19 protein-coding genes are annotated in these 19,428 nt (G+C 64.0%); 9 read left to right on the top strand and 10 right to left on the bottom strand.

Annotated elements, in window-relative coordinates:
- Window positions 1-12: 12 nt before the first annotated feature.
- Window positions 13-1,944: a prolyl oligopeptidase family serine peptidase gene (locus ACO055_RS04400; protein ID WP_422061391.1), complete on the bottom strand. Its 1,932-nt coding sequence runs from the start codon at window positions 1,942-1,944 to the stop codon at window positions 13-15.
- Window positions 1,945-2,130: 186 nt separating this feature from the next.
- Here ACO055_RS04400 and ACO055_RS04395 point away from each other — a divergent pair, with 186 nt between their 5' ends.
- From ACO055_RS04395 to ACO055_RS04370, 6 genes are all read left to right on the top strand, one after another.
- Entirely contained in the window at window positions 2,131-2,457 is a 327-nt protein-coding gene (locus ACO055_RS04395) for an FtsB family cell division protein (protein WP_422061390.1), read from the top strand.
- Between the two features lie 130 nt (window positions 2,458-2,587).
- Window positions 2,588-3,658, top strand: a complete 1,071-nt coding sequence (gene pdhA / locus ACO055_RS04390) for a pyruvate dehydrogenase (acetyl-transferring) E1 component subunit alpha (RefSeq protein ID WP_422061389.1) — start codon at window positions 2,588-2,590, stop codon at window positions 3,656-3,658.
- 1 nt (window position 3,659) lies between these two features.
- A complete protein-coding gene (locus ACO055_RS04385) occupies window positions 3,660-5,048 on the top strand; it encodes a pyruvate dehydrogenase complex E1 component subunit beta (RefSeq protein WP_422061388.1) in 1,389 nt (462 codons plus the stop codon).
- 46 nt (window positions 5,049-5,094) lie between these two features.
- Complete coding sequence (locus ACO055_RS04380) at window positions 5,095-5,670, top strand: hypothetical protein (RefSeq protein WP_422061387.1); 576 nt, start codon at window positions 5,095-5,097, stop codon at window positions 5,668-5,670.
- An 87-nt stretch (window positions 5,671-5,757) separates the two neighbouring features.
- On the top strand, window positions 5,758-6,474 hold the full coding sequence (gene cysE / locus ACO055_RS04375; protein ID WP_422062412.1) for a serine O-acetyltransferase: 717 nt from the start codon (window positions 5,758-5,760) through the stop codon (window positions 6,472-6,474).
- Between the two features lie 265 nt (window positions 6,475-6,739).
- Entirely contained in the window at window positions 6,740-7,087 is a 348-nt protein-coding gene (locus ACO055_RS04370; RefSeq protein WP_422061386.1) for a DUF2794 domain-containing protein, read from the top strand.
- On the opposite strand, the gene ACO055_RS04365 is transcribed toward ACO055_RS04370, so the two are convergent.
- The 3 genes from ACO055_RS04365 to ACO055_RS04355 form a co-directional block, all read right to left on the bottom strand.
- Window positions 7,065-8,138: a hypothetical protein gene (locus ACO055_RS04365; RefSeq protein ID WP_422061385.1), complete on the bottom strand. Its 1,074-nt coding sequence runs from the start codon at window positions 8,136-8,138 to the stop codon at window positions 7,065-7,067. The genes ACO055_RS04370 and ACO055_RS04365 overlap by 23 nt on opposite strands.
- 79 nt (window positions 8,139-8,217) lie before the next feature.
- On the bottom strand, window positions 8,218-8,874 hold the full coding sequence (locus ACO055_RS04360; protein WP_422061384.1) for a DUF4328 domain-containing protein: 657 nt from the start codon (window positions 8,872-8,874) through the stop codon (window positions 8,218-8,220).
- 60 nt (window positions 8,875-8,934) lie between these two features.
- On the bottom strand, window positions 8,935-9,837 hold the full coding sequence (locus ACO055_RS04355) for an SDR family oxidoreductase (protein ID WP_422061383.1): 903 nt from the start codon (window positions 9,835-9,837) through the stop codon (window positions 8,935-8,937).
- Window positions 9,838-10,112: 275 nt separating this feature from the next.
- Here ACO055_RS04355 and ACO055_RS04350 point away from each other — a divergent pair, with 275 nt between their 5' ends.
- On the top strand, window positions 10,113-11,411 hold the full coding sequence (locus ACO055_RS04350; RefSeq protein WP_422061382.1) for an OprO/OprP family phosphate-selective porin: 1,299 nt from the start codon (window positions 10,113-10,115) through the stop codon (window positions 11,409-11,411).
- 196 nt (window positions 11,412-11,607) lie between these two features.
- On the opposite strand, the gene phoB is transcribed toward ACO055_RS04350, so the two are convergent.
- The 6 genes from phoB to ACO055_RS04320 form a co-directional block, all read right to left on the bottom strand.
- Complete coding sequence (gene phoB, locus ACO055_RS04345; RefSeq protein WP_422061381.1) at window positions 11,608-12,303, bottom strand: phosphate regulon transcriptional regulator PhoB; 696 nt, start codon at window positions 12,301-12,303, stop codon at window positions 11,608-11,610.
- Complete coding sequence (gene phoU / locus ACO055_RS04340; RefSeq protein ID WP_422061380.1) at window positions 12,303-13,025, bottom strand: phosphate signaling complex protein PhoU; 723 nt, start codon at window positions 13,023-13,025, stop codon at window positions 12,303-12,305. The genes phoB and phoU overlap by 1 nt, the downstream gene beginning before the upstream one ends.
- Window positions 13,026-13,218: 193 nt before the next feature.
- Complete coding sequence (pstB, locus tag ACO055_RS04335) at window positions 13,219-14,016, bottom strand: phosphate ABC transporter ATP-binding protein PstB (protein WP_422061379.1); 798 nt, start codon at window positions 14,014-14,016, stop codon at window positions 13,219-13,221.
- Between the two features lie 2 nt (window positions 14,017-14,018).
- Window positions 14,019-15,275: a phosphate ABC transporter permease PstA gene (gene pstA / locus ACO055_RS04330; protein ID WP_422061378.1), complete on the bottom strand. Its 1,257-nt coding sequence runs from the start codon at window positions 15,273-15,275 to the stop codon at window positions 14,019-14,021.
- Window positions 15,268-16,644, bottom strand: coding sequence for a phosphate ABC transporter permease subunit PstC (gene pstC, locus ACO055_RS04325; protein ID WP_422061377.1), 1,377 nt, complete (start codon window positions 16,642-16,644; stop codon window positions 15,268-15,270). The genes pstA and pstC overlap by 8 nt, the downstream gene beginning before the upstream one ends.
- Window positions 16,645-16,809: 165 nt before the next feature.
- Window positions 16,810-17,859 (bottom strand): substrate-binding domain-containing protein, encoded by a 1,050-nt coding sequence (locus tag ACO055_RS04320; protein WP_422061376.1) that lies wholly within the window; start codon window positions 17,857-17,859, stop codon window positions 16,810-16,812.
- A gap of 279 nt (window positions 17,860-18,138) precedes the next feature.
- Here ACO055_RS04320 and ACO055_RS04315 point away from each other — a divergent pair, with 279 nt between their 5' ends.
- Both ACO055_RS04315 and ACO055_RS04310 read left to right on the top strand, forming a co-directional pair.
- Window positions 18,139-18,447: a putative quinol monooxygenase gene (locus ACO055_RS04315; RefSeq protein WP_422061375.1), complete on the top strand. Its 309-nt coding sequence runs from the start codon at window positions 18,139-18,141 to the stop codon at window positions 18,445-18,447.
- Between the two features lie 412 nt (window positions 18,448-18,859).
- A complete protein-coding gene (locus tag ACO055_RS04310; RefSeq protein ID WP_422061374.1) occupies window positions 18,860-19,411 on the top strand; it encodes a hypothetical protein in 552 nt (183 codons plus the stop codon).
- The last annotated feature ends 17 nt before the right edge of the window (window positions 19,412-19,428 follow it).

Here is a 19,428-nt window from a genome sequence, read left to right as displayed (position 1 = left end):
GAAGCGAGGGGGTCACTTCGCCTTCAGATATTTGTCGAACCACCCGATCGTGCGGCGCAGCGCATCGAGCTGCGTTTCGCGCTTCTGAAAGCCATGGCCCTCGGCGGGGTAGAAGACCGTCTCGACCACATTCCCCTTCGCCTTGAGCAGCTCGTTGACTTCCTGCGCCTGGCCCCTGGGCACGCGAATGTCGTTTTCGCCCTGCAGGCTGAGCAAGGGGGCCTTGGCGGCCTGCATGTAAGTCAGCGGCGACGACGCGTCATAGACGTCGGGATTCTCTTCGGGCGTGCCGAGCAGCGAGCGCTGATAGGCTTTGAGCAATTCGTCCTGATCGCGGTACATCGTGCGCCAGTTGATGATCCCGAACCATTGCACCGCTGCGGCAAATTCGTCGGGGGTGCGGCCGATCGCCATCAGCGTCATGAAGCCGCCGTAGGATCCGCCGAAAATGCCGACGCGCTTTGGATCGACATAGCCCGACTGGACCAGGAAGGTCTTGGCCGCGACCGTATCCTTCAAATCGCCGCCGCCCAGATCCTTGAAATTCGCTTCCTGGAACGCCTTGCCATAGCCGGTCGAGCCGCGGAAATTCGGCTGGATCACCACATAGCCGCGCGTTGCGAACGCCGTTGCATAACGCGAAAAGCCATCCTGCGACTGGCCTGTCGGGCCGCCGTGCGGGATCACGATCGCGGGATTGCTGCCGTCGCGCTTCAGGTTGAAGGGCGTCGTAACGATCGCGCTGATCAGCGTTCCGTCAAAGCTCTTGTACGTCACGACCTGCGACTTGGGCAGCATCGCGGGCGTCAGGCTGGCCATCGCCAGCGGAACGACCGGCGTCGCGCGATTGGCCGCCAGGTCGTAAGCATAGAGCATCGTCGGTGAATCGGCCCCGCTGCGCGTGACGAACATCTTCGCACCGTCGGGCGAAATGGCCGCCAGCCCGGGGATCGCGTTGCGGCCGGGATCGAGCGCGAGGTCGCTCTTCGCCATCGTCGCCAGGTCGACGCGCGCCAGCGTCGAGCGCCCGTCGTTGTTCGTGCGGACGAACATCGCGGTCCCGTCGGGGGTCATGATGTCGCTCGACTCCTCCCACGGCGTCGGGGCGAGCCAGCGCCATTTTTTCGTCGCGATATGATAGGCGCCCGCGTGCGACTGGCCCGTTCCTTCGTCGGTCGTGATGGCCAGGGTCGCGCCGTCGGGCGTCGCGCCGGTCGCCTGATAGATGGTCTTGGGCTTGGCGAGCAGCTTGGTCGCGGCGCCGCTGGCTGCATCGATCCGCCAGACTTCGCTGTCGACGCCGTCGACGCGGACGCGGTTGGCGATGATCGCCTTGCCGCCGTTGACCCATGCCGCCGCTGCCCAATTATAGGCTGGGTCCTTTTCGGCCGTGAGCGCGCGAATCTTGCCGCTCGCGTCCATCACGCCGACGTTGGTCTGGCCTTCGCTCTTGAGCTTGGTGGACACGGCGATGAGATCACCCGCCGGGGCGACGAGCAAGCTGTCCTCGCGGCGGTCGGGCGTGTTGGTCAGATTCTCGACCGGGCCGCCGCCCACCGGAATGCGGTAGATGTCGGGATATTCGTTGCCGCCGATATCCTGGGTAAAATAGAGCCATTTTCCGTCGCGCGACACGGCGAGGCCGGACTGCGCGTCGTCCGACTGGGTGAGTTGCACCGGCCAGCTGCCATTCGCGTCCATGCGCCAGATGTTAATGCGGCCGGTCAGGTCGGTGGCGACGAAAATCTGTTTGCCGTCGGTGCTCCACACCGCGTCGTAGAGCGCGCGCGTGACCCCGATGTCGTCGAGCGGGACCGGGCGGCTGTCGGCGTTGGCGGGCGAGACGACCGATTTGGGATCGGTGACCGGACGGTCGGGCGTTGCGACCTGCGCGGCGAGCGGCGATGTCGTGGCGAGCAAGACGGCGGTCAAGATCAGGCGCATGGCAATTCCCTATTTTATGGCGGGCTTCAAGGTGTCAGACTTCACGCTGTATTACTAGAGTAAAACGCATCGGTGCCGGCGCGGACAGTTGACCGGGCGTCATCGCGACGTTGCTTCGCGGAATTTCCTTGGAAAAGTGGCTTCTTCGCCTTGACGCCGCGAATCAACTCTGATTCAAGGGCCGAAATGACGCAGAAGCACAAATTCCGGAAATCGATGAACAGGGCGGTCGGCCCCACCGTGGCGCTGATCGCGGTGCTGGCGATGATCGGCTACATCATTTTTGGTCCCACCGGCCTTTATGCGTGGGGCGATTACGGCCAGTCGGTCGAAAAGAAGCGCGTCGTGCTGACTCAATTGTCCAAGAAGCAGACCGAGCTGCAAAACCGCGTCAACCTGCTCGATCGGCGCCGCGTCGATCCCGACCTTGCCGATGAATATGTGCGCGAAAAGCTGGGCGTCATGCACCCCGACGAAATCGCAATTCCGGTGGAGCCTGAAGCCAAGCCCTGAGGGCTTTGGCTATATCCTCAATGCATACGAAAACAGCAGCGAAGTCATGCCCAAGCGGACGTTGCCAAACAGGGCTTCGCGCTCCTATAGGAGTGCCCTGCCGTAACGGCTAACCGTAAAGGAACCCGCCTTGGCCAAAGCCCCTGCGCGCAAGACTGCTGCGCCGAAAAACACTGCTTCCACCCCGGCTCCTGCCAGCAATCGCGAGTCCCCGCGCGATCCCGCACCCTATGATGCGACGCCCGCGGAGCTCGAGAAATTCTATCGCGAGATGCTGCTCATCCGCCGTTTCGAGGAAAAGGCGGGGCAGCTTTACGGCCTCGGCCTGATCGGCGGCTTCTGCCACCTCTATATCGGTCAGGAAGCCGTTGCGGTCGGATTGCAGTCGGCGCTCGACGGCGACAAGGACAGCGTCATCACGGGCTACCGTGACCATGGCCACATGCTCGCCTATGGCATCGACCCCAAGGTGATCATGGCCGAACTCACTGGCCGCGCTGCGGGTATCTCGCGCGGCAAGGGCGGTTCGATGCACATGTTCAGCGTCGAGCATAAATTCTATGGCGGGCACGGCATCGTCGGCGCGCAGGTTTCGCTCGGCACCGGGCTGGCGTTCGCGCACAAATATCGCGGCGACGGCGGCATCGCGATGGCCTATTTCGGTGACGGCGCGTCGAACCAGGGCCAGGTATACGAGAGCTTCAACATGGCCGAGCTGTGGAAGCTGCCGATCATTTTCGTGATCGAGAACAACCAATATGCGATGGGCACGTCGGTCAACCGCTCGTCGGCCGAAGATCAGCTCTATCGACGCGGCGAAAGCTTCCGCATCCCCGGCATGCAGGTCGACGGCATGGATGTGCTCGAGGTTCGCGGTGCCGCCGAAGCGGCGATCGAATGGGTGCGCGCAGGCAAGGGGCCGGTGCTCATGGAGCTCAAGACCTATCGTTATCGCGGCCATTCGATGTCCGATCCCGCCAAATATCGCAGCCGCGAGGAAGTGCAGGCGGTGCGCGACAAGAGCGATGCGATCGAACATCTCAAAAAGCTGATGCTCGAGGCGGGCATCACCGAGGACAAGTTCAAGGAGATCGATAAGGAGATCCGCCAGATCGTCAGCGACGCCGCCGATTTTGCCGAAAGCGCGCCCGAACCCGAACTGCATGAACTTTATACCGACGTGCTGGTGGAGCAATATTGAGATGGCCATCGAACTGAAGATGCCGGCGCTGTCGCCGACGATGGAAGAGGGCACGCTCGCCAAGTGGCTCGTCAAGGAAGGCGACACGGTGAAGTCGGGCGACATTCTCGCCGAGATCGAAACCGACAAGGCGACGATGGAATATGAAGCGATCGACGAAGGCACGATCGGCCAGATCCTCGTTGCCGAAGGCACCGACAATGTGAAGGTCGGCACCGTGATCGCAACGATCACCGGCGAGGGGGAGGATGCCGCTCCGGCGGCTGCGCCTGCCGCGGCACCGGCACCGGCGCCTGCGCCTGCACCTGCTGCCGAGGCTCCCGCCCCGGCACCTGCTGCTCCCGTTGCGGCTGCACCGGCTCCGGTCCAGCGCGCTGCTGACCCATCGCTTCCCGAAGGAACCGCGATGGTCCGCCTGACGGTGCGCGAAGCCCTGCGCGATGCGATGGCGGAGGAAATGCGCGCCGACGACCGCATCTTCGTCATGGGCGAGGAAGTCGCCGAGTATCAAGGGGCGTACAAGGTTACGCAGGGCCTGCTCGAGGAGTTCGGCCCGCAGCGCGTCGTCGATACGCCGATCACCGAATATGGCTTCGCCGGGCTCGGCACCGGCGCCGCGATGGGCGGCCTGCGTCCGATTATCGAGTTCATGACCTTCAACTTCGCGATGCAGGCGATCGACCACATCATCAACTCGGCCGCAAAGACCAATTATATGTCGGGCGGCCAGATGCGTTGTCCGATCGTGTTCCGCGGCCCGAACGGCGCGGCGAGCCGCGTCGCGGCGCAGCACAGCCAGAACTATGCGCCCTGGTACGCCAGCGTTCCCGGCCTGATCGTGATCTCGCCCTATGATTCGGCCGATGCCAAGGGCCTGCTCAAGGCCGCGATCCGCAGCGGCGATCCGGTGGTTTTCCTCGAGAACGAGCTGCTCTATGGCCGCAGCTTCGACGTTCCCGACGTCGCCGACTATGTTCTGCCGATCGGCAAGGCGCGCATCATGCGCGAAGGCAGCGATGTCACCATCGTCAGCTATTCGATCGGCGTCGGGCTTGGGCTCGAGGCCGCCGATGCGCTCGCAGGTGAGGGGATCGAGGCCGAGGTCATCGATCTGCGCACGATCCGCCCGCTCGACGTCGCAACGGTTCTGGCCAGCCTCAAGAAGACCAACCGCCTCGTCGTCGTCGAGGAAGGCTGGCCGACCTGCTCGATCGCCAGCGAACTGGCGATGGTCGCGATGGAACAGGGCTTCGACGATCTCGATGCACCGGTCGTTCGCGTCTGCAACGAAGATGTGCCGCTGCCCTATGCACACAATCTCGAAAAGAAGGCGCTCGTCGATACGCCGCGGGTGATCGCGGCGGTGAAGGCGGTCTGCAATCGCGCCTGACGCGCCGGAAACGGCTGCGTATCCGGATATCCGCGATCCGCGTGTGATGGTGGCGGTGCCGCGCGAGCGGCGCGCGGCCGTCGTGGCGCTATGGGGGCTGGCCGAGCGGTTGACCAGGCTGCTGCGCGATGCGCGCGAGCCGCTGATCGGACAGATCAAGCTCGCCTGGTGGCGCGACATGATGGCGTTGCTCGAAAATGATCCTGTGGCGCTGCCGAAGGGCGAGCCCTTGCTCGCCGAGTTGCAGGCGGCATGGGCGGGACCGCGCGGACTCGCGACGCTCGTCGATGCGGCCGAAGCGATGCTGGTCGCCGAGGATGACGCAGCGCGGCGCGACGCGGCCTCGGGGTTCGGCCAGGCGCTGTTCGGCTTGTCGGGCGGCGCAGGTGGCGCGCGCTGGGGTCTCCTTTGGGGGGCGGCGCTTCAGGAAGGCGCGCACGAAGCGCGGCAATTGTTCGCCGACGCGCGTAACCAGCCGACCCTGCCACGCGTATTGTTCAAAGGAAACCGCGCCTTGCTGATGCTCGATCGCTGGGCCGCCGCCGTCGCTGCGCACGACGGCGAACGGCGCTGGCGAAGCGAGGGTTTGCTGCTGTTCCGGATCGGCCTGATCGGCCGCTGACGGAATAATGCCGCTGGGGGGTGGAAAAGCCGCCGCCAAACATCTATCTAGTGCGGTACAGAAATAGGGTCGCAGGGGTCATAGATGATGTTCAATGGGCTGATTGCCTATCTGGATTCGATCAAGGCGCGCGATCCGGCGCCGCGGTCGCGCGCGGAAATCCTTCTCTATCCGGGCCTTCTTGCGGTCGGCATGCACCGCATGGCGCACTGGCTGTTCGAGGCCGATCTGTTTTTCCTCGCGCGCTTCGTCAATCATTTCTCGCGCTGGATGACGGGCATCGACATCCACCCCGGTGCGAAGATCGGGCGCCACCTGTTCATCGATCACGGCTTTGGCGTGGTGATTGGCGAGACTGCCGAGATCGGCGACAATGTCTCGATCTATCAGGGCGTGACGCTCGGCGGCACCGATCCGGCGAACGGCATCGGCGGCAAGCGCCACCCGACGCTGTCGGACGATGTCATCGTCGGCTCGGGCGCGCAGATTCTGGGTCCGGTCACCGTCCATTCGCGGGCGCGCGTCGGCGCCAATGCAGTGGTAACGAAAGATGTGCCCGAAGGCGCGGTGATGGTCGGCATTCCGGCGCGCTCGACATTGCTCGACGCCAGCGAATATGCGCGCGAATTCGTGCCCTATGGCACGCCGTGCAGCGAGACCTTCGATCCCGCGACGCAGAAGGTCGAATTGCTGCAATGCCAGCTCGAGCTGCTCCAGAAGCAGCTGAAGGAGCTGCTCGACGAACGCGATGCTGCGGCGGAGGATGAGATGCCGCAGCGCAAGGGGGGCCGGAAAAGCGCCTAGGGGTCAGAACTGATCCATGACGCATTCGAGGTTTGAAGCGATTTTGTTCAGGGCATGGAAGCGAGACGCAGGCATATGAGCATATTCCAAGGCTCGCTGACGCGGACATGGACAAAATCGGTCAAATCCCGAAGGGACGCCGACATGGCTTCGATCTCGAGCCTGGGTACCCTTGCAGATGAAGCTGCCATCGGCGGCGTGTGCCCGAACCCGATATCTTCGCCATCTCCGCGCTTCGAACGCGTCATGGATCAGTTCTGACCCCGTGGGAACGGTAACGCCTCTGCCGTTCGCGACCAGGACGGTACCGCAGCAGACCGGTTTCGAGCGTCCCGAACTGATGCGCATCCTCGACCTTTATGGCCGGATGGTCGCCGCGGGGCATTGGCGTGACTATGCGATGGATTTCCACCGTGACGCGGCCATCTTTTCGGCCTTTCGCCGCGCCGCAGAGCGCCCCGAATATCGCATAGAAAAACGCCCCGCCTTGCGGAGCCGCCAGGGCATGTGGGCCTTGGTCTCCGAAGCCGGGGCAGTTCTCAAGCGCGGGGACGAGCTTTCTAACGTGCTCGCCCCCGTCGAGCGCAAGCTTATGAAGCTGGTTGGGGACTGACGGTCCGCATCGTCGCCGGCAGCTGGTCCGCCAGATTGTCGGGCAGGAAGCCGACCACCGCAGCACGGGCATTCTGCCAGAAGGCCGAGAGCAGCAGCAGCGCCGAACCGATCACGAAGGCCGTCAGCGCGACATTGAGCTCGACCGCACCAAAGGTCCGGAACAGCTGCGTCATCGCGAACAGCACATAGGCGAGCGCCGAGACAAGCAGCGCGCGGCGGTCGATCGCCAGCGCGATCAGCCCGAACAGGATGTAGATGCCGACGACGAGCACCGCAGCGCCGCTGCCGATATCATCGCCGCGCGTGACGCCGAGCAGGTGGAAGATCGGATGCACGATCATCGGCGCGGCAAGCAGGTGGAGCCAGAAGGCGACATCGCTGCGGCGCGTCTGACGGACCCGGTCGCTGCGGTCCCACCACATCGCCAGCGCAAAGACACCGAGCCCGGCGATCAGCACGAGCACCATCGGCAGCGCGCCATCGGGGCTGGGCACACCGGTGATCGCAAGGACGAGCGCGACGGCGGTCGCCGCCAGCGCCGCGGTTCCGGCCGCGACGGTGATCGGCACCATGAAGCGCTTCCAGTGGAACCAGGTCGCCGCGGCGGTCACCATGGCGACCGCGCCGACGATGACGGCCAAGATGTTCTCGTTCGGATGGTTGCCGAAAATCGCTTCGCCATGCTTGAACAGAAATCCGATCATCGTCGCGCACACGCCCGCCGAAAAGGCGAGGACCAGAACGATGCTGGGCAGCGCCATGCGGCGCCTGCGCGTGAAATATTCGGCGAGGAACCAGGCCGAGCCCGCGACGAAGATGCCGGCGAGCGCCGGGTGGATCGACTGACCGATCCAGCCCACCGCGACGAGCAGGATCACCGCCGCGATGCTGACGAAAATATCGTTGAAGCCGGTGATGAGGCGGAAGGATTCTTCATCCGCCGCGGGGGCCGAGCGCGTCGATGCCATATGCGACCGGAAAGCCGAAGCGGCCTCTGGTGTCAGTACCTTTGCATCGACCGCAGCTTGCAGGTCGCTTTCACTATACATCGGGGTCGTCCTTCTTAGACCGATCCCCTTGCCCCGCAGCGATCATAGCGCAGGTGTGTTGGTGATGCAATACGATAAATCAGGCGAAGATATGTGCGGCCGTCAGCCGCTCGCGCTGCGCATTGGTGATGCTGTCCACCAGCCGGTATGCGGCGGGATACAGCGCCAGACTGATTGCCGATGCGACGGTACCGATCTGGAGGCCCAAGGTGAATTCCTCGACGGAAGAGGGGTTTAACGACAGGCGGAACGAGACGTTCGCCGCGATATTCGACAGGATCCATGTGCCCCACCACAGCGCGAGCAGGCCGTTGCCGTCGTCGAGTCGCTCGTTCATGGCGCCGTGGCTGGCGTTCCAGATTTGCCGCATCGCTGCGAATGGCTTGAACAGATTGGCGATCGGGATGAAGAACCAGCCGACCGACCAGCCGGCGGTGTAGGCGAAGCCATGGACTTCGGCCGCGACGACATTCGCGGCGGCGCGATAGATCCACATCGAAAAGACGATGATCGTCACAAGAGCCAACAGCCCGTCGCCCAGCGTGATCGCAGTGTAGAGCGCCGCGGCGCTCGTCATTTCGATATTGGGATCGAGTGAAACCAGGCCGCGCAGTTCGGCAAGCTGGCCGACCAGCACGGCCGCGATCAGGACGAACCCTGTTATCAGCATGAATTTGAGGAGCTTCGCCCGCTGCTGCAGCAGATCTATCCCCTCGGAGAGCCCCATCTCCGCCATATCATTCCCCCAAACAGGGGACGCCGCCCCGGCGTCCCCGGCAGGGAGATGCTATCAGGCTCAGCCCAGCGCCTGCAAGGCGCGCATGACCGCCATCGACTGTTCGCTGCCCGATTGCGGGACGGTCTCGCCATTACGGTCGATGATCTTGTCCCACGCGGCGGCGACGCCTTCGGGGGTGCGCTCGCCTTCGGGGAGCGCAACGCCGGGGGTCATGGTGACATAGGCGGCATGGAAAGCGCCCGCGCCGGCGCCGATGATCATGTTGGTCGGGGCGTCTTCGCTCACCAGATAGAGCGCGGCCGGGACAACATTCTCGGGAGTGAATTTTTCGAACAGCTCGGGCGGAAAGATGTCTTCGGTCATGCGCGTGCCCGCAACCGGCGCAATCGTGTTGCAGCGGATGTTGTACTTCGCGCCTTCCAGGTGGAGCGTCTTCGTGAGTCCGGCAAGACCCAGCTTCGCTGCGCCATAATTCGCCTGCCCGAAATTGCCGTAGAGGCCGGTCGACGATGCCGTCATCAGCAAGCGGCCATAGGCCTGTTCGCGCATCGTGTCCCAAACCGCTTTGGTGACGTTGGCGCTACCGTTGACATGGACCTTCAGCACCAGGTCGAAATCGGCGGGTTCCATCTTCGCAAAGCTCTTGTCGCGCAGGATACCGGCATTGTTGATGACGATGTGGACGCCGCCCCATTCTTCCTTCGCCTTGGCGACCATTTCGACCATCTGATCATATTCGGTAACGCTGCCGCCGTTCGAAATAGCGGTGCCGCCTGCTGCGCGGATTTCCTCGACAACCTGGAGAGCGGCGTCCGAATGACCGGTGCCGTCGCGCGATCCGCCGAGGTCGTTGACGACGACCTTGGCACCGCGGCGCGCGAGTTCGAGCGCATAGGCGCGGCCAAGGCCGCCCCCGGCGCCGGTGACAATGGCAACGCGCCCGTCAAATTTGATCGTCATGATGGTCTCCAAGGATGAGGCGGCTTGTCGAAAACGGCCCGAAAAAACTGCAACGTCCTTAGCCGTTCACATTGGGCAGGCAAGAGGGCGAGTGCGCGATGCCGATGAAATAAAAATGTCATCCGCATGACGTGCAATTGTCACAAATTCGTCATAGCAGCACCGCCAACGCCACCTTACGCAACGGAGCCGATCCACCCATGCGCCACACTCTATCCGCCGCCCTGCTGGCAACCACCATGCTCTGCCTGCCCGCGGCCGCGCATGCACAGGCTATGAGCGCCGACGAAGCGGCGGCACTGCGCGCCGAACTCGCGGCCCTGAAGGCGCAGGTGAATACGCTCGAAGCGCGCCTCGACGCGGCGACGGGGCAGCCCGGAGCGGCGCCCGCTCCGACCGTGGCGGCGATTCCCGCTCCCGCGCCTTCGGTCACGGCGAAGCCCGCGACCGACATCGCGTGGAAGGGAGCCCCCGAATTCAAGACCGCCGACGGCTGGAGCTTCAAGCCGCGCGGCCGGATGCAGATGGATCTCACGAGCATCAACGCGCCCGCTGGCGTGACGGGCTCGCACGGCGGTGTCGGCACCGAATTCCGCCGCGTTTTCCTGGGCTTCGAAGGCAAGATTCCCGGCGGCTTCGGCTATCGCGCCGAAATGGACGTCGCGAACAGCTCGGTCGAACTGACCGATGTCTACATGACCTATGGCACGGGGCCGCTGTCGGTTACCGTTGGTCAGCACAAGCCCTTCTGGTCGCTTGAAGAACTGACCAGCGATCTGTTCACCAGCATGCTCGAGCGCGCAGCCTTCGCCCAGGCCTTCGGCTTCGAGCGCCGGGTCGGCATGTCGGCCCAGTACAAGGGCAAGGCGCTGCTCGTGCAGGGCGGCGTGTTCGGCGACAATGCCAACGACCTGCTCAGCGATTCGAACAACAGCGTCAGCCTCGACGCGCGCGCGGTCTGGATGCCCAAATTCGGCGACGCGCAATTGCATCTCGGCGGATCCGGCCATTGGCGCAACCTCAACCAGGCGCCCGCCGGTGTCCGCTATTCGCCGCGGCCGTTCGTCCACACCACGAATACCCGTATCGTCGATACCGGCGCGTTCAATGCATCGAGCGAGCGCGGTCTGGGACTCGAAGGCGCGGCGATGGTCGGGCCCTTCCACGTCGCGAGCGAAGGTTTCTGGCAGACCGCGCGGCGCCCGGGCTTCGCCGATCCCACCTTCTTCGGCGGCTATGCCGAGGTGGGCTATGTGCTGACGCGCGGCGATGCCCGCGTGTACAAGGACGGTGCGTTCGACCGCCTGGCGCCGTCGCGTCCGATCAATGCCGGCGGGCCCGGCGCGATCGAGGTCAACGCCCGGTACGACTATCTCGACCTCAACGACGCCGGGATCGTCGGCGGCAAGCAGAAGACGATCGGCGTATCGGTCGTCTGGGCGCCGATTTCCTATGTCCGCGTCACCGCGAACTACGGCCGGTTGATGTTCGACAATGCCGCGATCGGCGCCGCGAACGGCGACCGCGACTATTCGGCCGATGCCTTCGGCCTCCGGACGCAGCTCGACTTCTAAGCGACGCGATTGCATCGCATCGAAGGCTGCCTTGAGGGTAGGGACGGTCATCCGTCCGCCCCCCGTCGCCATCCCGACGCCCCCGTCGTCATCCCGGACTTGATCCGGGATCCACGACGACGGCGTGGTGATGGATCCCGGATCAAGTCCGGGATGACGATGAAGGCAAGGTCCGCTCCGAACCGCCAGTCGGCTCTCAACCCTTACCCGAATCCAGCGCATAGCCTGCCGAGCGCACCGTGCGGATGATGTCCGCGGTGCCCGGCAGGTTGATCGCTTTGCGCAAGCGGCGGATGTGAACGTCGACCGTGCGCAGCTCGATGTCGCTGTCCTGGCCCCAGACGCTGTCGAGCAACTGCCCGCGCGAAAAGACGCGGCCCGGATGTTCCATGAAATGGCGCAGCAGGCGAAACTCGGTGGGCCCCATCGCGACGATCTGGCCGCCGCGCACGACCTTGTGCGCGACCGAATCGAGCTCGATGTCGGCATAGGCGAGCAGTTCGCCCGCGAGCGCGGGGCGCAGGCGGCGCAACACCGCCGAGACGCGCGCGACGAGTTCGCGCGGGCTGAACGGCTTGGTCACATAATCGTCGGCGCCGGTTTCGAGGCCGCGAATACGGTCCTCTTCCTCGCCGCGCGCGGTGAGCATGATGATCGGCACGTTCGCCGATTTCGGGTTGCGGCGCAGACGCCGGCAAACCTCGATTCCCGGCAGGCTTTCGATCATCCAGTCGAGCAGGACGATGTCGGGAACGCGCTCCTCGACCAGGACAAGCGCGTGCTCGCCATCGGGGGTCTGGCGGACCGAAAAGCCTTCGCGCGCGAAATGCCATACGATGAGCTCGGCGATCGCCTCGTCATCCTCGATCAGCAGCAGGTCGGGCTGGGGCATCAGCCTTGCTCCTGCCCGGCCGAGGCGCTGCTTTCGGGCGTCTCGCCGCGCTCGCGTTCCTCCATATGGTCGCCGGTGACGACATAATAGACCATCTCGGCGATGTTCGTCGCATGGTCGCCCATGCGTTCGAGGTTCTTGGCCACGAACAGCAGGTGCGCGCTCTCGGTGATATGCTTCGGATTTTCCATCATGAAGGTCACGAGGGTGCGGAAGATGCTGTTATAGAAATCGTCGACATTCTTGTCGCGGACCGTGACGCGAACGGCGAGTTCGGCGTCGCGCGCGGCGAAGCTGTCGAGTGCGTCGTGTATCAGCTCGGCGACGTTCGCCGACATCGACATCAGCACCGGGATCGCCTCGATCTGCCGCGTCTGGTCCATCGATGCGACGCGCTTGGCGATATTCTTGGCATAATCGCCGATGCGCTCGACGACCGAGACGATCTTGAGCGCCGCGATCATTTCGCGCAGGTCGTCGGCCATCGGCGCGCGCAGCGCGATGGTCTGGACGGTGAGCTGTTCGACTTCGGCTTCCAGCGCGTCGATCTTCTTGTCGTCACGCACGACCTGCGCCGCGAGTTCGAGGTCGCCATTGTTGAGCGCGCTCATCGCCTGGAGCAGCGCCTGTTCGGCGCGGCCACCCATTTCGCTGATCAACCCGCGGAGGCGGTTGAGGTCTTCGTCGAAAGCCTTGACGGTGTGATCGTTGACTACTGCCATCGTTCTTGTCCTATCTTGGAGGCCGCTTTCAAATCCGGCGACCAACCCTTGTTTTCCTCATCATGCTGAACTTGTTTCAGCATCCATGATCCGCCCTCTCCGTCGACACTGCGCTGAACGACAGCGCAGGCCATGGATACTGAAACAAGTTCAGTATGACGAAGGGGGAGGGCGCAAGGCATTTCATTATCTCTCAACCGTAGCGGCCGGTGATATAATCCTTGGTGCGTTCCTGCTTCGGGTTGGTGAAGATGTCGGTCGTCTTGCCGTACTCTACCAGCGTTCCGAGGTGGAAAAAGGCGGTGCGCTGCGACACGCGGGCCGCCTGCTGCATATTGTGCGTGACGATCACGATAGCATATTTGCCGCGCAGTTCGTGGATCAGCTCCTCGATCTTCGCCGTCGCGATCGGGTCGAGCGCCGAACAGGGTTCGTCCATCAGGATCACTTCGGGGTCGACCGCGATCGCGCGCGCGATGCACAGCCGCTGCTGCTGGCCGCCCGACAGCGCGGTGCCGCTTTCCTGGAGGCGATCCTTGACTTCGTCCCACAGGCCCGCGCGCACCAGCGCGCGCTCGACGACGACGTCGAGGTCGGCCTTCGACGGCGCGAGGCCGTGGATGCGCGGGCCATAGCCGACATTGTCATAGATCGACTTGGGAAAGGGGTTCGGTTTCTGGAACACCATGCCGACGCGCGCGCGCAGCTGGACGACGTCCATCGACGGCGCATAGATATCCTCGCCGTCCAGCTCGATCCGCCCGGTCACCTTGGCGCTCGCGACGGTGTCGTTCATGCGGTTGAGCGAACGGAGGAAGGTCGACTTGCCGCAGCCCGACGGGCCGATGAAGGCGGTGACCAGGTCGGTGCCGACGTCGATCGAGACGTCGTTGATCGCCTGTTTCTCGCCATAGAAGACGTTGACGCCGTGCGCCTTCATCTTGGGGTCGGCGATTGTGAGATCGTCGTTTGTCGTGGTCTGGGGGGTCATGATCACCAGCGTTTTTCGAACTTGTTGCGAAGATAGATCGCGAGAGCGTTCATCGACAGCAGCACGATAAGCAGCACGATGATCGCGGCGGAGGTTTTCTCGACAAAGCCCCGGTCGACTTCGTCCGACCAGAGGAAGATCTGCATCGGCAGCACCGTCGCCGGCGAGCAGACGCCGCTCGGCACATCGCCGATGAAGGCGCGCATCCCGATCAGCAGCAGCGGCGCGGTCTCGCCCAGCGCACGCGCCATGCCGATGATGGTGCCGGTCAGGATGCCGGGCAGCGCGAGCGGCAGCACATGGTGGAACACGACCTGCACCGGACTCGCGCCGACGCCCAGCGCCGCGTCGCGGATCGACGGCGGCACCGATTTGATCGCGTTGCGGCTGGCGATCACGATCACCGGCATCGTCATCAGCGCGAGCGTCAGTCCGCCGACGAGCGCGCTGGCCTGACAGAGGCCGAACCAGTTGATGAACACCGCGAGCGCGAGCAGGCCAAAGATGATCGAGGGCACCGCGGCCAGATTGTTGATCGACACTTCGATGAGGTCGGTCCAGCGGTTCTTCGGCGCATATTCCTCAAGGTTCAGCGCAGCCAGAACCCCGGTCGGAAACGCGATCAGGAAGGCGATGAAGATCGTCAGCACCGACCCCTTGAGCGCGCCCCAAATGCCTGCGACCGCGGGATCGGTCGCATCGGCGTTCCTGAAGAACGGCCAGTGGATTCCGGTCGACAGCTTGCCGTCCTTCTCCAGCGCTGCGACTTTCGCTCCCATCGCGCCTTTCGCGCCTTCCTTGGCGGCGATATCGACTTCGGACGAGGTGGGGAGGTGAAAGGTCGACTTGCCCTTCAGCAGCGCCGGGTCCGCCTTGATCGCGGTTCGCACTTCCTTCCACGCATTTTCCGAGATCATCTTCGATCCGTCGGTTCCGAGCGCTTCGTCGGCGGCAAAGCTCACGATGTCGGCCAGCCCGGCGTTCGCGATCGCCTGGTCGGCGTCGGCATCGCCGAGCCGCGCGGCATCGACGGTCAGCGGCATCGCCTGGAAATCGACCGGCACCTCGACATTGGTATAGGTAAAGCCGCGCAGGCCGTTGCCGACCATCACGAACAGCAGGAAGGCAAGGAACGCGCCCGACAGCAACACTGCGCCCAGCCCGATCAGCTTGAACCGGCGCTCGGCGGCATAGCGTCCGGCGATGCGCTTTTGCATCGCGGCGCCTTTCCAGTCGGTGGGGGCGGTTTCCCTATTCATAAGCTTCGCGATACTTTTTGACGATGCGCAGCGCGACGATGTTGAGCAGCAACGTCACGATGAACAGCACGAGCCCGAGCGCGAAGGCGGCAAGCGTCTTGGCGCTGTCGAATTCCTGGTCGCCGGTCAGCAACTTGACGATCTGCGCGGTCACCGTGGTAACGCTGGCGAAGGGATTGGCGGTCAGGTTGGCGGACAGGCCCGCCGCCATCACCACGATCATCGTCTCGCCGATCGCGCGGCTGACGGCGAGCAATATGCCGCCCATCACGCCGGGCAATGCGGCAGGGATCAGCACCTGGCGGATCGTCTCGTTCGGCGTCGCGCCCAAGGCCAGCGATCCGTCGCGCATCGCCTGCGGCACCGCATTGATGCTGTCGTCGGCCATCGAAGAGACGAACGGGATGATCATCACGCCCATCACGATACCCGCGGCGAGCGCGCTTTCGGTCGACGCGTTCGGGATGCCCAGCATCACCGCAAATTCGCGCAGCGCCGGCGCGACGGTCAGCGCAGCGAAATAGCCGTAAACGACGGTGGGCACCCCCGCGAGAATCTCGAGCAAGGGCTTGACCCAGCGGCGCACGCGCGGCGCGGCATATTGCGTCAGATACACTGCGGTCATCATCCCGATCGGGATCGCGACGATCATCGCGATGATCGCGCCGATCAGCACCGTGCCCCAGAACAGCGGAATGCCGCCGAACGTGTCGTCGACCGGCGCGCCGCTGGTCGGCGCCCAATTGGTCCCGAACAGCAATTCGGCGGGCGAGACGAGGCGGAAAAAGCGGATCGATTCGAACAGGAGCGACAGCACGATGCCGAATGTCGTCAGGATCGCGACGAGCGACGCGACGATCAGCAGCAGCATCACGATCTTTTCGACCCGCGTCCGCGCGCGGAAATCGGGCCTGATCCGCGTGAAGGCATACAGCCCGCCCGCGAGCGCGAGCGCCAGCATTGCGGCGATTCCGATCCAGGCATGGCTGTGCGTCGCATCGGCATAGGGTTTGACCAGCGCCGCCGCGGCGGGGATGCGCACCGCGCTCTGGTATCCCTCGGCCACGTTGCGCGCATCGGACAGGATCGCGCCGCGTTCGAAACCGAAGGCGGGCAGGCTCTGCGCCGCGTCGCTCGCGAGCACGCTGTTGGTGATCAGCGCGGGCGACACCGCGGCCCAGACCGCGAGGAACATCGCCGCGGGCACAAACAGCCACAGCGCGACATACCATCCATGATATTGCGGCCGCGAATGCAGCTTGGTCCCGCTGCGCACCGACAGCAACGACGATCGCGCGCGGCCGGCAAGCCAGCCGATCAGCGCAAAGCCTCCGATGAGCAGCAATAAGGCGGCGGCGTTGAAGGTCACATCGTCCTCGTCATTGGGCTCATCCCCGATCCGGGCCCGTTCCCCCGCGAAGGCGGGGGCCCATCTGCTGCGCTATCGCGTTTCGCGACAGGTTGCCGAGGAGGGCGAGGGTAGGTGATGGCCCCCCGCCTTCGCGGGGGAACACCGGAAATGTTGAGCGAGTATTTACTTCAGAACCGAACCGTCGAGCACGGTCATGCCCTTGGCATTCGCCGCGGCTTCGTCGGCGATCTTCTTCGACGAAACGATCAGGCCCTTGGGCGCCAGATAGCCGCCCTCGGCCGAACCCTTCAGGAATTCGGCGACATATTCGGCCAGGCCGGGGATCACGCCGACATGCGATTTCTTGACGTAGATATACAGCGGGCGCCAGCCGGGATAGCTGCCGTTGGCGATCGTGTCATAGGTCGGCGACACGCCCTGGACGGGCACCGCCTTGATCTTGTCCTTGTTGGCTTCAAGATAGCTGTAACCAAAGATGCCGAGGCTGGTCGGGTTCTTGTCGAGCTTCGAGATGATCAGATTGTCGTTCTCGCCCTGCTCGACATAGAAGGGCGCGCCGCGCAGCGCGGTGCAGGTCGCTTCGTGCTTTTCCTTGTCGGTATCTTTCAGCGCCTTCATCTCGGGATTGGCGTCGCAGCCCTTGCCCAGGATCAGCTCCTTGAACGCATCATAGGTGCCGCTGGTCGACGGCGGACCGAAGACCGAGATCGCGACTGCGGGAAGCGCCGGATTGACGTCCTTCCAGGTTTTCGCCGTGTTGGGCTTGCCATAGGGGTTCGCGGCGAGCGCCTTGTAGACATCCTCTTCCGACAGCGCGAAGCCGGGGCCGCGCGTCGATTCGCCCAGCGCGATGCCGTCGATGCCGATCTGGACTTCGACGATGTCCTTCACGCCATTCTTGGCGCAGGTGTCGAATTCCTTCTTCTTGATGCGGCGCGAGGCGTTGGCGATGTCGGGGGTGTCACCGCCGACGCCGGCACAGAAACGCTCGAAGCCGCCGCCGGTGCCGGTCGAATCGATCTTCGGCACCTTGTTGCCGGTCGCTTCGGCGAACTTCTCGCCGACTGCGGTCGCAAAGGGATAGACGGTCGAGGAGCCGACGGCGCTGATATAATCGCGCGCGGCACCACCCGACGAAGCCTGGTCCTGACAGGCGGAAAGCGCCAGCGCGCACACGGCGGCGCCGACGGCGAGAGCGATTTTCTGGGCCATGGAATATCCTGTAGAGGGGTCGTTACCAAACCAAGCCGCCACCCCTGCAGCGACTCGCTGACTGCCCTCTGATGGATTTGTGTGACGCGTATGTGACAGCGAGTGTCATATAAGTGTCATGCGATGGGATGGTCGATTGTCGTATTTTGCATAGCAGGCTATCGAAATTCTGAATCTCTCTGATGCCTGATGCGCTACTGCGCAGCAGTTCGCCGCACAAATCGGCGCGAGAGCGCAAGAGAAGGGAACGTAGCGCATGAGCTATAGGGAGCAGGCCGCATGATCCTCATCACCGGCCACGTCATTCTCACCCCCGAGCATCGCGAGCGCATGATTGCGCTCGGTGCCGAGCATAGCGCGCGGTCGCGCGCTGAGCCGGGATGTCTCGCGCATAATTGCCATATCGATAACGAGGATCCCGCGCGGCTCGTCTTTGTCGAGGAGTGGGAGAGCATCGATTCGGTGCGGACCCATTTCGCGGTGCCTGCTTCGGGCGCCTTCGTCGCCGAAATGCGCGCCCTTTCGCCGCAGCCGCCGGTGATCCGCATCTACACCGCCGAGGATGTCACCGCGAAGCTGATGGGATAGGGTGGCGCTCGCGCCCTTTGCTGTGCTTTCTTTTGTCGTCACCCCGGACTCGATCCGGGGTCCCGCGCGGCACCGGCGAAAAGCTGGACCCCGGATCGAGCCCGGGGTGACGAAGGGAGCAAGAGCGGAGCCGGAAAAAGCGCTTTCCTACAATATCCGGCTGTGCCAGCCTCTATCCGTCTCTTTCAATTCATGGACAAATATGGGTGCCCCTCGCTGTTCGGGGCGGCTGGGTCGTCTTGTCTCGCGCATCGGGCAGGGAAACGGCAAATCGGCTCCTGAGGCTGAACTTTGCTGAACTTTGGCATCACGGCGCGCCTTTGCGCCGGGTGCGCCCGCGCGCGACGGGCTTGATTGGCGGCGCCGTTGCGATAGGGGCGGATCGAGGACGAAGAGGAGCGATACGGGGCATATGGGCGGGTTCGAATTCATCTTTTCGCTGTTCGGGCTGATCCTCGGCCTCGCGCTCGCCGAGGGGCTGGGCGGGCTGGCGCGGGCGCTGAAGGCGAGCCACCGCGTCCGCATCGGCTGGCCGACCGCGCTGCTCGGCCTGTTCGTGTCGTGCGACGTCGTGACCTTCTGGATGTATGGCTGGAGCCTGCGCGACCTGCTGCCGCTGAGCTGGCCGGTGCTGTTCGGCGGCTTCGTGGTCACCGCGATCTATTTCGTCGCCGCGTCGCTGGTCTTCCCCGACGATCCCGAAGCGTGGGGCGACATGAATGCGCATTTCGACAAGCAGTACCGGCTGGTGCTCGGCGGGGTGCTGCTCTGCAACGTTGTGCTGATCGCCGCGACGGTCGCGCTCGTCGGCGATGCCTGGGCGTGGAGTTTGCGCACCGCGATCGTCACCTGGTCCTTTTTCCCCGTCGCCGCGCTGGCGATCGCGGTGAAGGACCGCCGTGCGGTATGCGCCTGCCTCGTCTGGCTGATCGCGCTCTATCCGCTGTCGACGGTGTGGCATTGACGCCATGTGATCCCCGG

The organism is Sphingopyxis sp. (assembly GCF_965227415.1).
Classification (GTDB): Bacteria; Pseudomonadota; Alphaproteobacteria; order Sphingomonadales; family Sphingomonadaceae; genus Sphingopyxis.
Note: the sequence above shows the minus strand (reverse complement) of the source record. Positions and strands in the feature narration are given on the sequence as shown.

Excerpts from the sequence above, each read along its gene's own strand:
- ACO055_RS04400 (WP_422061391.1), bottom strand. The coding sequence starts at position 1,944 with ATGCGCCTGATCTTGACCGCCGTCTTGCTCGCCACGACATCGCCGCTC.
- ACO055_RS04395 (WP_422061390.1), top strand. The coding sequence starts at position 2,131 with ATGACGCAGAAGCACAAATTCCGGAAATCGATGAACAGGGCGGTCGGC.
- ACO055_RS04385 (WP_422061388.1), top strand. The coding sequence starts at position 3,660 with ATGGCCATCGAACTGAAGATGCCGGCGCTGTCGCCGACGATGGAAGAG.
- ACO055_RS04380 (WP_422061387.1), top strand. The coding sequence starts at position 5,095 with ATGGTGGCGGTGCCGCGCGAGCGGCGCGCGGCCGTCGTGGCGCTATGG.
- cysE (WP_422062412.1), top strand. The coding sequence starts at position 5,758 with ATGTTCAATGGGCTGATTGCCTATCTGGATTCGATCAAGGCGCGCGAT.
- ACO055_RS04365 (WP_422061385.1), bottom strand. The coding sequence starts at position 8,138 with ATGTATAGTGAAAGCGACCTGCAAGCTGCGGTCGATGCAAAGGTACTG.
- ACO055_RS04360 (WP_422061384.1), bottom strand. The coding sequence starts at position 8,874 with ATGGCGGAGATGGGGCTCTCCGAGGGGATAGATCTGCTGCAGCAGCGG.
- ACO055_RS04355 (WP_422061383.1), bottom strand. The coding sequence starts at position 9,837 with ATGACGATCAAATTTGACGGGCGCGTTGCCATTGTCACCGGCGCCGGG.
- ACO055_RS04350 (WP_422061382.1), top strand. The coding sequence starts at position 10,113 with ATGAGCGCCGACGAAGCGGCGGCACTGCGCGCCGAACTCGCGGCCCTG.
- phoB (WP_422061381.1), bottom strand. The coding sequence starts at position 12,303 with ATGCCCCAGCCCGACCTGCTGCTGATCGAGGATGACGAGGCGATCGCC.
- phoU (WP_422061380.1), bottom strand. The coding sequence starts at position 13,025 with ATGGCAGTAGTCAACGATCACACCGTCAAGGCTTTCGACGAAGACCTC.
- pstB (WP_422061379.1), bottom strand. The coding sequence starts at position 14,016 with ATGACCCCCCAGACCACGACAAACGACGATCTCACAATCGCCGACCCC.
- pstA (WP_422061378.1), bottom strand. The coding sequence starts at position 15,275 with ATGAATAGGGAAACCGCCCCCACCGACTGGAAAGGCGCCGCGATGCAA.
- ACO055_RS04320 (WP_422061376.1), bottom strand. The coding sequence starts at position 17,859 with ATGGCCCAGAAAATCGCTCTCGCCGTCGGCGCCGCCGTGTGCGCGCTG.
- ACO055_RS04315 (WP_422061375.1), top strand. The coding sequence starts at position 18,139 with ATGATCCTCATCACCGGCCACGTCATTCTCACCCCCGAGCATCGCGAG.
- ACO055_RS04310 (WP_422061374.1), top strand. The coding sequence starts at position 18,860 with ATGGGCGGGTTCGAATTCATCTTTTCGCTGTTCGGGCTGATCCTCGGC.